Origin of the sequence: Duganella phyllosphaerae, from assembly GCF_001758785.1 — a bacterium.
GTDB lineage: Bacteria > Pseudomonadota > Gammaproteobacteria > Burkholderiales > Burkholderiaceae_D > Rugamonas > Rugamonas phyllosphaerae.
Map to the genome: position 1 here is coordinate 1 of NZ_LROM01000031.1, position 12,771 is coordinate 12,771.

The 12,771-nt window shown below is 64.5% G+C and carries 14 protein-coding genes; 11 read left to right on the forward strand and 3 right to left on the reverse strand.

Annotated elements, in window-relative coordinates; all coding sequences use genetic code 11:
* A partial coding sequence (locus tag DUPY_RS02040; RefSeq protein ID WP_070246034.1) for a hypothetical protein occupies positions 1-662 on the forward strand: 662 nt, incomplete at its 5' end.
* Between the two features lie 22 nt (positions 663-684).
* Here DUPY_RS02040 and DUPY_RS02045 read toward each other — a convergent pair.
* The 3 genes from DUPY_RS02045 to DUPY_RS02055 are packed head-to-tail and all read right to left on the reverse strand — an operon-like array spanning position 685 to position 3,231.
* A complete protein-coding gene (locus tag DUPY_RS02045) occupies positions 685-2,079 on the reverse strand; it encodes a VWA domain-containing protein (RefSeq protein ID WP_070246035.1) in 1,395 nt (464 codons plus the stop codon).
* Between the two features lies 1 nt (position 2,080).
* Positions 2,081-2,710: a TadE/TadG family type IV pilus assembly protein gene (locus DUPY_RS02050; protein WP_070246036.1), complete on the reverse strand. Its 630-nt coding sequence runs from the start codon at positions 2,708-2,710 to the stop codon at positions 2,081-2,083.
* Positions 2,710-3,231 carry a TadE family protein gene (locus DUPY_RS02055; protein WP_070246037.1) on the reverse strand — a complete coding sequence of 174 codons (522 nt, stop codon included), beginning with the start codon at positions 3,229-3,231 and terminating at the stop codon, positions 2,710-2,712. The genes DUPY_RS02050 and DUPY_RS02055 overlap by 1 nt, the downstream gene beginning before the upstream one ends.
* Positions 3,232-3,545: 314 nt before the next feature.
* Between DUPY_RS02055 and DUPY_RS02060 the strand changes: the two genes are divergently transcribed.
* The 10 genes from DUPY_RS02060 to DUPY_RS02105 all read left to right on the forward strand — a co-directional run bounded on the left by DUPY_RS02060 (position 3,546) and on the right by DUPY_RS02105 (position 12,764).
* The gene (locus DUPY_RS02060; RefSeq protein ID WP_084640499.1) at positions 3,546-5,228 is read left to right on the forward strand and encodes a sensor histidine kinase; all 1,683 of its coding nucleotides are present in this window, start codon (positions 3,546-3,548) and stop codon (positions 5,226-5,228) included.
* Positions 5,229-5,241: 13 nt separating this feature from the next.
* Positions 5,242-5,916, forward strand: coding sequence for a response regulator (locus tag DUPY_RS02065; protein WP_229255209.1), 675 nt, complete (start codon positions 5,242-5,244; stop codon positions 5,914-5,916).
* Positions 5,917-6,202: 286 nt separating this feature from the next.
* Positions 6,203-6,364, forward strand: coding sequence for a Flp family type IVb pilin (locus DUPY_RS02070; protein ID WP_070246039.1), 162 nt, complete (start codon positions 6,203-6,205; stop codon positions 6,362-6,364).
* A gap of 62 nt (positions 6,365-6,426) precedes the next feature.
* Positions 6,427-6,588, forward strand: coding sequence for a Flp family type IVb pilin (locus DUPY_RS02075; RefSeq protein ID WP_070246040.1), 162 nt, complete (start codon positions 6,427-6,429; stop codon positions 6,586-6,588).
* An 82-nt stretch (positions 6,589-6,670) separates the two neighbouring features.
* On the forward strand, positions 6,671-7,246 hold the full coding sequence (locus DUPY_RS02080; RefSeq protein WP_070246041.1) for an A24 family peptidase: 576 nt from the start codon (positions 6,671-6,673) through the stop codon (positions 7,244-7,246).
* Entirely contained in the window at positions 7,243-8,679 is a 1,437-nt protein-coding gene (locus DUPY_RS02085; protein WP_229255210.1) for a DUF8689 domain-containing protein, read from the forward strand. Before DUPY_RS02080 ends, DUPY_RS02085 begins: the two co-directional genes overlap by 4 nt.
* Complete coding sequence (cpaB, locus tag DUPY_RS02090) at positions 8,676-9,575, forward strand: Flp pilus assembly protein CpaB (RefSeq protein ID WP_070246042.1); 900 nt, start codon at positions 8,676-8,678, stop codon at positions 9,573-9,575. The genes DUPY_RS02085 and cpaB overlap by 4 nt, the downstream gene beginning before the upstream one ends.
* A 44-nt stretch (positions 9,576-9,619) precedes the next feature.
* A complete protein-coding gene (locus tag DUPY_RS02095) occupies positions 9,620-11,284 on the forward strand; it encodes a type II and III secretion system protein family protein (protein WP_070246043.1) in 1,665 nt (554 codons plus the stop codon).
* A gap of 8 nt (positions 11,285-11,292) precedes the next feature.
* Positions 11,293-11,574 (forward strand): hypothetical protein, encoded by a 282-nt coding sequence (locus tag DUPY_RS02100; protein ID WP_070246044.1) that lies wholly within the window; start codon positions 11,293-11,295, stop codon positions 11,572-11,574.
* Positions 11,575-11,594: 20 nt separating this feature from the next.
* Positions 11,595-12,764 carry a CpaE/TadZ family protein gene (locus DUPY_RS02105; RefSeq protein WP_070246045.1) on the forward strand — a complete coding sequence of 390 codons (1,170 nt, stop codon included), beginning with the start codon at positions 11,595-11,597 and terminating at the stop codon, positions 12,762-12,764.
* Positions 12,765-12,771: the final 7 nt, after the last annotated feature.

A 12,771-nucleotide genomic window follows, 5' to 3' on the forward strand; every position in this document is an offset into this window, starting at 1 on the left:
CTACCGCACCCACCCCCGCCCTCGGCGACAACTGGACCTACCAGTACACCGACGCCCGCAACGGCGTCAAAGGCAATATCAGCCGCCTAGAAGTGTCGGCCATCGATAATGCCGGCGTGCACGTGGACATCCACCGGCCGGGCAACACCGCGCCGATCGGCAAGCAATTGTTCAGCGCCGACATGAATCCGATCGACCGCGGCAGCATGCACTTCGCGCCGTCGTTCGCGCGCTACGCCTTCCCGCTGGCGCCCGGCAAGGAATGGAGCAGCGAAGCCGTGGCCGAGAATACCAAGCTCGGCAAGCAGTGGCGCTACGCCATCCGTGGCAAGGTGGTGGACTGGGAAAAAGTGAAGGTACCGGCCGGCGAATTCCACGCGCTCAAGGTGATCGTGGAAGCTGAATATCGCGGCAAGGAAACCGGCCCCGACAGCGGCAACGGCAACCTGGTGGAAACCGTGTGGTTCGTCCCCGAGATCAACAACTTCGTCAAGCTCGACTACCGCGACACCGACTGGCAAGGCCGCACCGTCAACCGCGACGGCTGGGAGCTGGTATCGTACGGCCACAAGCCACCTGCCCCGATGCCCCCGGCAGCACCTGCCGCCCCGGCAGCACCGGCCCCGCTGGCAGCCCCGCCAGTAGCCAGCACCACCCGCTAACCAGCCACTACAGTATCAAGCGCTAGCGGGAGATGCGCATGATGGCTGATGCCAGTTTGGAGAAGCACGGCGTCAGGTCACTGGTGGTAGCAGCGTAACAGTACAGACCGACGGGCTTGGCTGCGTTGAAGCAGCGCGCCGGGGCGTCGGTCGAATTGGCCATGCACTTGAGGGTGTCTTCGCCCTTCTCCCCGTCCACGCCGGTGCCCGACTTGAGCGCCGCGCCGAGTCCCAGCGTAAACACGTAAATCCCCTCGTCCTGCGACTTGCGCGCCATCGCTTCGACGATGTTGCGCGCGGCGCGATTGATGTTGGTGAAGGTGACGGCATTGGTGACCTTGCGCGGCGTATCGGTCACCACCGCGAACTCGCGCGCATTGATATCGTTGGGCTTGCTCTCAAGATTGTGGCCGTTGTACCAGTCGGGCAAGGTGCTGGCCTTGTCGTCGAGGTCGTAGTAGTAGCGGCCGTAGCGGTCGTAACCATAGGCGTAGTTGGGATTGCATCGCTGCTCGGTCAGCACGGCGGACTGGACGTCGGTGCGGTACATGCCGCCCGGGGTGCCGGAACTGTCGTCATCGGTGGTGATCACGCCGGCCTTGGTGCAATCGGTCGGGGTTTTCCAGGTCAGGTAGCTGGCAAACGAGTTCGGCGCACCGTCCGAGAAGAATACGATCACGCGCAGGTTGGAGCGATTGTTATTGGAGGTCGGTACGCTGTTGAGCTGCTGGCGCGCCCAGAACATGCCTTCCGGCGAGGCCGTGGAGCCGCTGAAGTCGAAGTCGTTGATGTGCCTGACCATCGAGGCGCGGTCGAAGCCGCGCGCCACCGGCCGGATCGGATCATCGATCACCGCGCCGTACGAAAAATGGATCAGCCCCACGCGGTCCTGGTCGGCGTTGAACTGGTTGAGAAAGGTCTTGGCCGAGGCGATCACGTTGTTGCCCTGGTTGTAAAGCGAGCCCGAGGTATCGAGCACCACCGCCATGTCGAGATCCTTGCGTACCGCCTGCGAGGCCACGGCCGGCGTCAGCGGCGACACGCCCAGCAAGCCCAGGAACGAGACCGGCAGCGTCGCGCTGGCGCTCACCGACACCGTCACCATGCCGTTGTTGAACACCACGCTCGGGGCGTTGAGCTTGGCTGTGGAGCCCATGTAGTTGGTCGGGTAATTGGCATTGAAAAAGCGGATCGCCGCCGCCTGCGCATTGGCGCGCTGGGTGGCTTCGTCCTTGCCCTGCGAGACCGCGCGCGCGGCCGCCAGGCTGGCGGCGTCGGTGGCCGCGTTGAGCTTGTCGCGCACCATGTAGGTGACGCCGGTATCGACCACCAGGCCCACCGCGGCCACCAGCACCGCCATCGACAGCGCCATCATGACCACCACGCTGCCCCCTTGCCTGGAACGTTTATGACCCATATCAGAACACCGTCATCGAATAGAGATTGGTGCCGAAACTCGGCACGGTCAGCGGGCCCAGCGAAACATTGCCGAACAACACATTAAATTTATAAAAGCTCTCGGCTGCGTAAATGATTTCGCCCTCGAACAGCACGCCGCTCATCAGCGCAATGCGCGGCGCGGCAGCGCCGGTGGCGATGTTGTTGCAGGCGCCGGTGGTGCTGTTCCAGCTGGGGCAGCTCCACAGGCGGCTGGGCGGCGCATAGCCGCTCACGCGGAAGCCAAGCCGGTTGACGCTGTCGTCCCAGCGGTACTGTTCCAGCACCACGGTGGTGATGGCGCCGGAACTGTCCTTGTAGCCCATCAGCTTGGTGATGTAGAGCATGCCGCGCGCATTCATGTCCAATGGCGGCGCCGAGGCCGCCACTGCGCGCATGATGGCCTGGCTGTTGTCGGTCAGTTGCAGCTTGCTGCGCGCGGCCAGGTTGGCAGACTCGCGGCTCAGGTTGATCAGCACGGAACTCGCTTGCAGGCCACGGGCGAAGTCGGTCACCGCCATGATCAGGAACACCAGCAGCGGCAGCAATAAGGCGAATTCGAGGGCGGCGATGCCGCGCTGCTGGCGCCAGCCTTTGCAATCGGACAGCATCAGTTCACCCCCGCATAATTTTCGTTGAGCATGGTGACTGCCACCGTGAACCGGTATTTGCCGTCCTTGAAGAACGGCTTGAGCAACGGCGTGGCCAGCGGCCACGAACAGTCGAGCTTGATCACCAGGATGTCGCCGGCCTGGCCGAACATGGCGGCGTTGTACGAGCTGCTGTCGGTATAGGTGACGTTGTTGGTGGTGATCACCGGCGACGTCTTGGCGTACATGCCGACCGAGCTGGTTTTCATGCGCGCCAGGATGGCCTGATAGCGTTGCTGGTTGGAAACATTGGGGTCGGCGTCGGACAGGCCGGTAATGGCGTAGCGGCCGCCTTCGCGCACCGCGTACTGCATGGTGAGGTTGGCGAAAAACATCAGGCTCAGCTCGATCACGCCGACCAGCAGCAGCAAAAATACCGGCATCACCAGCGCCATTTCGACCACGGTGGCGCCGCCCTGGCGTTGCCCCACGCGCGCAGGAACGCACTGGCGCAATCGGTCTGTCGAACGAAAAGCTGTCATGTCATCTTCTGGGTGAAAAAGCAACTGTGGCGGTTGCATGCTTGCTATGGCGCTGTGCTTGGGCGGCCCGGGGATATCGGCGACGGATCGAGGGTGCCGATGGCCGCATTGTAGCCCGGTCAAAATATTTCAGGTAGCAATTTAATGTTTTTGTTGCGTAATTATCCGGGCAAGCTCACGCCATGACGATACCGTACCTTGCGGCCATTTGACATTTCCCGCCTGATAAGATGCGTGAATAAACAACAGCTTAGCTTATTGAAGTCACGTATTTTTTTGTACAATGCAACACTGCTTAACAGCCGGGAGACACGGTGGTAACAACCAGCAAGCCAGCGAAAGGCTCCAGCACGGCAGACCCGGCTGCCGACGCCACCAGCGCGACCATGGTGTTCGGCATGCGCCTGGTGCTGGCCATTTCCGCATTGGTGACGCTGTACATCGCACCTGCCGACCTCGACTTCAAGTCCGGGCTTGGCGCTGTCATCTTCTCCGCTTACGCCATCCACAGCGCGGTGCTCTACCTGGCCGCGCGCCTGCACCGCAATCCTTTCTGGCATGGCAGGACGGTGTACTGGCTGGACCTGGGCTGGTATGCGCTGATGGTGTATTTCAGCGGCGGCAACAACAGCTTCTTCGTGCCGTTTTTCTTCTTCGTGATCCTGACCACGTCGTTCCAGTGGGGCTTCGAGGAAGGCGCACGCATGTCGCTGGCCTCGGCCGCCGTGCTGGCCGTCGCCGCGCTGACCGTCAATCCCGATACCGACCTGGCTCACCTGCTGTTGCGCATCACCTTCGTGCTGGTGCTCGGCTACATGATCGCCTACTGGGGCGAGATGGGCATCGTCCAGCGCCGCCGGCTGGGCCTGCTGCGCCACGTGAGCCGGATGTTCAATCCGCGCTTCGGCGTGGCGCAAACGCTGACGTCGCTGCTTGAGGAAACCCGCGCCTTTTACCAGGCCAGCACCTGCATCCTCCTGATGCGCGAGGACGACGACGCCAACTGGCTGCTGCGCTCGGTCAGCGCGCAGCACGCGGGCCGCGCCGCCACCGTGGCGCGCATGTCCGATGCGGCTGCTGCGCCGCTGCTGGGTTTCCCGGCCGGCCACAAGGTGCTGTACAACCAGCCGCTCGATGCGCGCCTGCCGTGGAGCGGCGAAGCGCGCTCGCGCGCCAGCGACGGCCGCTGGGAGACCATCGACGCCGCGCCTTGTGAACAGCTGGCCGACCTGTTCGAGGCCTGCTCGTTCATCAGCGCGCCGTTGCCGCTGCGCCGCGGCGCCGGGCGTATCTACGTGGTCTCGGCCAGCCGCCGCTTCAACCGCAGCGACGCCGCCTTCCTGGCGCAGGTGGTGGGCCAGGCCTTTCCCGTGATCGAAAATATCGCACTGCTCGACAGCATGGCCTCGGAGGCGGCCTTCCGCGAGCGCCAGAAAATCGCCCGCGACCTGCACGACACCACGATTCAGCCGTACATCGGCCTGCGCCACGCCTTGTCCGCCATGCGCCACGGCGCCACCCCGGACAACCCGCTGCTCGACGACCTCGACAAGCTGATCGCCATGAGCGGCGAAGTGATCGGCGACATGCGCAACTTTGCCCGCAACGTGCGCAAGAACGACGGCGGCGGCGAACCGGAGCTGATGACCGCGCTGCGCCGCCAGGCACGGCAAATCCGCGAATTCTATGGTCTGGACATCGAACTGCGCATCGTGCCCGAAGTCGATATCAGCGACCGCCTGGCGGCGGAAGTGTTCCAGATTGTTAACGAGGGCATGAGCAATATCCGCAAGCACACACGTGCGCGGGTCGGTGCGGTTACACTAGCGACTGTCAGCCGTTGCCTGCAGATCGATATCGACAACGAGAACCCGGACGGTACGCCGGGTGCATTCCTGCCTGGTTCGATTGCCGAGCGGGCGGCCGCGCTCGGTGGCGGAATCGAGATCACGCATCCCGACGGCACCACCCGGGTCCGGGTCAGCATTCCCTTGTAAGAAAGGAACCACAGTGAGTAGTCCCGCCGCACCGATCCGCGTGATGCTGGTCGATGACCACGCCACCCTGCTCTGGGGCTTGCGCAAGCTGATCGAGGGCACCGCGCCCGAGATGGAGCTGGTGGCCACCGCTGGCGACCCCGACCAGGCCCTGGTCGAGGCGGCGCGCACCCGGCCCGACATCGTGCTGCTCGACCTCGACCTGGGCGGGCGCAGCTCGCTTGAAATCCTGCCCGACCTGCTGACGGGACGCGCCGCGCGCGTGCTGATCCTGTCCGGCAACCGCGACGAGGCCCTGCTGGGCCAGGCCATGCGGCTGGGCGCGCGCGGGGTGGTGGGCAAGGATGCCGACGCCGAAGTGGTGCTGGCGGCCGTGCGCAAGGTCCACGGCGGCGAGATGTGGATGTCGCAAACCATGATGTCGGCCATGCTGGGCGCCTTCATCAACCCGGCTGCCGCCGACTACCGCAATCTCGAAGCGGAGAAGATCGCCTCGCTCACGCTCAAGGAGCGCAAGATCGTCCAGGCGGTCGTGCACAGCAACGGCGCCGCCAACAAGGACCTGGCCCAGCAGCTGTTCATCGCCGAACCCACGCTGCGCAACTACCTCACCTCGATCTACCAGAAGCTCGACGTCGCCAACCGGCTCGAGCTCTATGTCTACGCCACCAAGAACCGCCTGGGCTGACAGAGCGCTCAACAAAACCTCCATGGCTGCGTTGCAACGCTTCGCCGTACATTCGTACTGTCTTCGTCGCCGCGCCTTGCCCTGCAGGCTTTGTTAAGCGCTCCCCCTTTCCCCCACCGTGACAAATGTCACGGTCAAATCCACCGCTTTGTCACAGTCATTTCAGGAGCATTGTCCGATGTGGCGGGAAAGGCGCGTCTCTATAATTCATTACATCAGCTCAGGTGTTGTTAAGTAGCTGAAGCCCACCAGGGCAGGCAACATTAACCCACTCAAGGAAACCAACATGAACGCCATCAAAAACTTCATCGCCGACGAATCCGGTGTCACCGCTATCGAATACGCCATGATCGCCGCGCTGGTCGCCGTGGTCGGCCTGACCGCCGTGAAAACCCTGGGCACCCAGATCCAGACGCTGTTCGGCAGAGTCGTTACCGCGACCGCCTGATCACCGCAGCATCGCACACGCTCCACCTGATACTTAACGAATAATTTTTCAAGGAAAACATCATGAACGCCATCAAAAACTTCTTCAACGACGAATCCGGTGTCACCGCTATCGAATACGCCATGATCGCCGCACTGGTCGCCGTGGTTGGCCTGACCGCCGTCAAAACCCTGGGCACCCAGATCCAGACGCTGTTCGGCAGAGTGGTTACCGCCACCGCCTAAGCAACTGCTCTACCCCGGATGTCCGGTACGGTTCACACCGGCCGGGCATTTTTTTATTTCCTCACCGAGACGAGACCTGGCCATGAAATGGTTGCCCTTCATCGTGTTGTCGCTGTTGCTCGCTGGCGCTGTCTGGCAGGACGTGCGCAGCCGCCGCATTCCCAACGTGCTCGTGCTGGTGGGCCTGGTCCTCGCTTTCGCCTTGCAGGCGGTGCTGCCCGAAGGTGACGGCCTGTTCCTGGCGCCGTTCGGCAGCATTGGTCTGCTGTGGTCGCTGGCAGGCGTGGCAACCGGGCTGGCGCTGCTGTTGCCCATGTATGCGCTGCGTGCGCTGGGCGCCGGTGATGTAAAACTGCTGGCCATGATCGGCGCCTTTGTCGGTCCCGGCGCGGTGATCGGCATCGCCGCCTGCACCTTGCTCGCTGGCGGCATGCTGGCGCTGGTGGTGTCGCTGTACCTGGGCACGCTCAAGCGCATGCTCGGCAACTCCATGCATCTGGTCACCCATAGCGTGTTCGGCGCCCTCAACGGTCAGTCGGCGGCGATCGAAGCGCCGGCCGCACCGAGCGGCAAGCTGCCGTACGCGATTGCGATTGCGGCCGGGGCCGCGCCCTACCTGGTCTACGCTGCGCTCAACGGCGCGAGCCTGTTCGCGTGAGCGGGCCTGCCGCCCTCGACGCCACGGCGATGGCGCCAGCCTTCATGCGCGCGCCGCGCACGGTGGACGAGACCGGTTTGCCGTTCCTGTTCCTGGTCGAATTGCTGATCAAGGTGCTGGCCCAGCGCGGCCAGCTCAAGCTGCCGGAACTGGCGGGCCACATCAAGCTGGCAGTGGGCGTGATCGATCCGCTCATCGCTTTCATGCGCACGGAAAAACTGTGCGAAGTCACGCGCCGGGGCGTCAGCGGCACCGACGCCGACCTTGCATATCATCTGACCGAACTCGGTCGCGAACGCGCGCAGCAGTGCCTGGCGCGCAATGCCTATGCGGGTCCGGCGCCGGTCACGCTGGCCGACTACCGGCGCCAGGTGGCGCTGCAAAGCGTGGCTGACCTGCATGTCACGCGCGCCGATGTCACGCGCGTGTTCGACGACATCGTCGTCAACCAGCACGTGCTCGACCAGCTGGGTGCGGCCATGAACTCGGGCCGTGCGATCTTCATCCACGGCCTGGCCGGCAGCGGCAAGACCTATCTTGCCGAACGCCTGCGCGGCCTGCTGCATGGCGATATCGCCCTGCCCTACGCCATCATGATCGACGGCGAAGTGGTGCCGTTTTACGATCCGGTACAGCACCGCGCCAGCCACGAAAACCAGGAGCCAGCGGACCACGCCGCCATCGACAAGCTGCGCAGCATCGACCTGCGCTGGGTGCGCGGCGTGCAGCGCCCGGCCACCCTGACCGGCGGCGAACTGACGCTGGAAATGCTCGACCTGCGCTTCGATCCCAATACGCGCCTGTACCAAGCGCCTCCCCATTTGAAAGCCAATAACGGCATCTTCATCATCGACGACCTCGGTCGGCAGCGCTGCTCGCCGCTGGAATTGATGAACCGCTGGATCGTGCCGATGGATCGTGGAATCGACTATCTTTCGTTGCATACAGGCCACGTTTTCGAAGTTCCGTTTGATGTAGTCGTGGTATTCTCATCGAACTTCTTACCCGAGCGCTTGTCCGATGGCGCTTTCCTGCGCCGCCTCGGTTACAAGATCGAAGTGCCGCCGCAAACAGAGGCTGAATATGAACGCATTTTCCGTCAAGTCTGCCAGCAAGCGGACCTCGACTTCGAGCCCGACACCTACCACTACCTGCTCCAGGAAAAACACCGCCGCGAAGATGTGCCACTCCTCGCATGCTATCCACGCGACCTGATACGACAACTGCTGGACCTGGCCCGCTACGAATCAGCGCCGCCAGTGATGACGCGCGCCGCGCTCGACTGGGCCTGGCATAACTATTTCGCCGGCGCCGGCGTGCGCCGCATGGCCGCAGTCCAGCAACAGCATCAGCAACAATCCGGCGCCGGCGCTGCCGACCGGGAGCGCCGTGACAGCGGCGCGCCGTTCAATCCGATGAAAGCGAATTCATGAGAAATACACGGGCCCTGGTGATGATTGCCGTTGCGCTGGTACTGGCGCTGGTGGCGGTGGTGGTGGCGGCGCAGTGGATCAACGACCAGGGCGCCGCCGGCAACAAGAAGGTGGCGGTGGCGCTGGTCGATATTCCGATGGGCGCGCGCATCACGCCCGAGATGCTCAACCTGATCGAGTGGCCCGGCAACGCCATGCCGCCCGGCGCCATTACCGACATCAAGCAGCTCGACAACCGTGTCTCGCGCAGCGCCATCGAACACGGCGAACCCATCATGGAAAGCAAGCTGGCGCCGGCCGGCACCACCGGCGGCCTGTCGGCCGTGGTGGCGCAAGGCAAGCGCGCAATGACGGTGCGCGTCAATGACGTGGTCGGCGTGGCCGGCTTCGCCCTGCCCGGCAATTTCGTCGACATCCTGGTCAACACCCAGGAAGAAGCGCGCGGCGACTTCGGCAACGACCGCGCACGCGAACAGGCGATTTCCAAGATCGTGCTGGAACGGATACTGGTGCTGGCCGTGGCGCAGGAATCGAACCGCGACGACACCAAGCCCAAGGTGGTCAACGCCGTCACGCTGGAGCTCACGCCTGACCAGGTGGAAAAGCTCGACCTGGCGCGCAGCGTGGGCACGCTGTCACTGGTGCTGCGCAACCAGATCGATCCCAAGACCGCCGACACCGCCGGCGCTACCAAGGACACCCTGCTCGACCCCGACGGCGCGCGCGCCGCACTGCTGGGCCGCAATCGCCCGCAGCCGCAGCAGTCGGTGGCGAAGGCCACGGCAGCGGCGCCAACACAAGCCCCAGCACCAGCGCCGGCGCCACGCCCGGCCACGCCGCACGGTGACAAGGTGGAAGTGATCAAGGGCCTCGACCGCAGCATCCAGCAATTCTGATGTCCGCGCTACGCTTCGCTCAACCACGCACAAGGATGCCATCGATGACCGTTTTTAGCATGACCGCCAAGCCGGCGCCCGCTGCAATGATGACGCTGGCCGTGCTGGCCGCACTGGCAGCAATGCCGCTTGCGGCAACCGTGGCCCACGCGCAGGGCAAGGCCAAGGCGCCTGCTACCGCCGCTCCCGCTGCCTCTGCCGCAATTGCCACCACGCCCCCGGGCCTGGCCGGCACCCCGGCCGGCAACGCCAGCAGCGTGCAGATGGCGCAGCAGATCGAGCTGTCCGAAGGCAAATCGACGCTGATGCACCTGCCCTACCCGGCGGCGCGGCTGGCGGTGGGCGATGCGCGCGTGGCCGACGTCATCCTGATCAATCCCAGCGAGGTGTACATGCTGGGCAAGGCCACCGGCACCACCAACCTGATCCTGTGGAACAAGGCCAACCAGGCCACCATCATCGACATCAGCGTGGGCATCGACGCGGCGCCCTTGCGCCAGCAGTTCGCTGCGCTGTTCCCGACCGAGCGCGACATCGTGGTCACCGTCTCCGGCAATGCCCTGATCCTGTCGGGCAGCGTGGCCGACACCATCCGCGCCGGCCAGGTGGTGGCGGTCGCCACCGCCTACCTGCAACGCGGCGCGCGCGGCGCCATGAGCCAGGCGCCGGTCCAGGCTGGTGCCGGTGCCGGTGCGGGTACAGCCAACAACGCCGGCAACGGCGGCCCCGGCACCGCTGGCGCACCGTTGACGGCGGTCGATTCCGGCGCCAGCCTGCTGGTGGGCGGCAGCGCCGTCGGCAGTGCCGCCAGCCGCGTGGTTAACATGTTGTCGGTGGCGGCGCCGCAGCAGGTGATGCTGGAAGTGAAAATTGCCGAAGTGTCGAAAAGCCTGGTGGACCAGCTGGGCGCGAGCATCGGCGTGGCTGGCACCGCCGGCAACTGGACCTACAGCCTGCTGTCGAATCTGCTGACCGGCAACAGCGGCAAGCTCGATGCATTCAACGGCAAGAACGGCAACTTCGCCACGCTCGACGCCCAGAAACGCGATGGCCTGGTCAAGATCCTGGCCGAGCCGACCTTGCTGGCGATCAGCGGCCAGGAGGCCAGTTTCCTGGCTGGCGGCAAGATCTACATCCCGGTGGCGCAGGACGGCTCCGGCGGCTCCACCCGCATCACGCTCGAGGAAAAGGAATACGGCGTGGCCGTCAAATTCACGCCCACCGTGCTCGAAGGCGGCCGCATCAACCTGCGCGTGGCGCCCGAGGTCTCCGAGATCAACCGCGAAGGCATCGGCATCAGCGCCACCGGCAGCACTGCCACCGCCATCCTGCCGGCGTTTACCACGCGCCGCGCCAGCACCACGGTGCAGCTGTACGACGGCCAGAGCTTCGCCATCGGTGGCCTGATCAAGAACAACGTCACCACCAGCATCAAGGCCTTCCCGGGCCTGGGCGAGATTCCGATCCTCGGTGCGCTGTTTCGCAGCAGCGATTTCCAGAGCGACCGCACCGAGCTGGTATTCATCGTCACGCCGCACCTGGCGCGCCCGCTGGCGCCAAATCCCAAGCTGCCGACCGACGACTACGTGCCGCCGAACCGCCTCGACTTTTTCGGCATGGGCAAGCTGGAAGGCCGCGCGCCTGCGCCTGCACCGGCACCGGCACCGGCTGAACCGAAACCCGCCGCTGCCGGCTTCGACGTCAAATAGGAGACCGCATGGCCCGCATACTTTTTTACGCTACGCTCTGCGCCACGCTGCTGCTTGGCGGCTGCGCGCAGTCGCCCCGGCTGGACCGCCAGTTCGGCGCCAGCGTGCAGCAGGCACTGGCGCAGCAGACGCTGAACCCGCAGGCCGGCGCCAACCGCTCGCCGGTCAACGGCATGGACGGCAAGGCCGCCGAGTCGGTCTATGAAAACTATCAGAAGTCGTACCGCACGCCGGAAGCCCAGGGCAGTTCGCTGACCACGGGCACGGGCGCCAGCTCCGGCACGCGCTGAACCAACGCCAAGGACAACCATTGAAAATCGCCGTCATTTCCAAGGATGAACGCCACCTGCTGGACCTGGGCCGCCTGCTGCGCGCGCGCCCGACTGGCGACGAAGTGGACCTGCTGTCGGGCGGCCTGATACGGCTGGCCGGCATGGCCGACGAACAGCTGCCCGACGTGCTGATCATCGACCAGCCTTCAGTCGAGGACGGCGACCTGGTACAGGTCGAACGCCTCAGCGGCCTGCATCCGGCCATGGCCTTCATCGCCCTGAGCAGCGAGAGTTCGTCCGAGTTCCTGCTGCACGCCATGCGCGCCGGCGTGCGCGAAGTGCTGCCGGTCCCGGTCACGTCCGCCACGCTGTACCCGGTGCTCGACCGTATCGCCGAAAAGCTGGGCCGGCGCCACCACGCCAGCGGCAAGGTGCTGGCGTTCATTTCCTGCAAGGGCGGCAGCGGCGCCACGTTTTTGGCAACTAACCTTGGCTACGCGCTGGCCGCCAGCGGCGCCAAGCGGGTGGCGCTGATCGACATGAATCTGCAGTTCGGCGATGCCTCGCTGTTCGTCTCCGACCACAAGCCGCTGGCCACCCTGTCGGACGTGGCCAGCCAGATCCACCGGCTCGATCCGTCGTTCCTGGCCTCGAGCATGCTGAGCATCCTGCCCAACTACGGCGTGCTGGCGGCGCCGTCCGACCCGGCCCACACCAGCGACGTCAAGCCCGATCATATCGACGCCATCATCAAGCTGGCGCGCCAGCAGTACGACTTCATCATCCTCGACGTCGGTCGCAGCCTGGACGCGGTAACCATCCGCGCGCTCGACCACGCCGACCTGATTTTCCCGATCCTGCAAACCACCTTGCCGTACATCCGTGACAGCAAGCGCCTGCTGACGGTATTCCGTTCGCTCGAATACGCGAAAGAGAAAATCCAGCTGATCGTCAACCGCCACGACAAGGGCGGAGAGATACGTTTGAAAGACCTCGAGGCCGCGTTCGACACCGACCAGATGCAGACCATTCCCAACCACTACGATGCCGCTGCCGCCTCGGTCAACCAGGGCGTGCCGGTGATGAAGCTCGCGCCTGTCAGTCCGCTGAGTAAAGCCCTGGAAGAATTCGCGCGCAGCCTCAGTGGCGAAGCGGCTGCCGTCAAACCGGCCAGCTGGATCGACAAGCTGCGCGGCCGCAAGGAATAAGGAGCCA

Coding starts and splice junctions, on each gene's coding strand:
- DUPY_RS02070 (WP_070246039.1), top strand. CDS start 6,203: ATGAACGCCATCAAAAACTTCATCGCCGACGAATCCGGTGTCACCGCT.
- DUPY_RS02100 (WP_070246044.1), top strand. CDS start 11,293: ATGGCCCGCATACTTTTTTACGCTACGCTCTGCGCCACGCTGCTGCTT.
- DUPY_RS02050 (WP_070246036.1), bottom strand. CDS start 2,710: ATGCTGTCCGATTGCAAAGGCTGGCGCCAGCAGCGCGGCATCGCCGCC.
- DUPY_RS02055 (WP_070246037.1), bottom strand. CDS start 3,231: ATGACAGCTTTTCGTTCGACAGACCGATTGCGCCAGTGCGTTCCTGCG.
- DUPY_RS02045 (WP_070246035.1), bottom strand. CDS start 2,079: ATGGGTCATAAACGTTCCAGGCAAGGGGGCAGCGTGGTGGTCATGATG.
- DUPY_RS02095 (WP_070246043.1), top strand. CDS start 9,620: ATGACCGTTTTTAGCATGACCGCCAAGCCGGCGCCCGCTGCAATGATG.
- DUPY_RS02075 (WP_070246040.1), top strand. CDS start 6,427: ATGAACGCCATCAAAAACTTCTTCAACGACGAATCCGGTGTCACCGCT.
- cpaB (WP_070246042.1), top strand. CDS start 8,676: ATGAGAAATACACGGGCCCTGGTGATGATTGCCGTTGCGCTGGTACTG.
- DUPY_RS02080 (WP_070246041.1), top strand. CDS start 6,671: ATGAAATGGTTGCCCTTCATCGTGTTGTCGCTGTTGCTCGCTGGCGCT.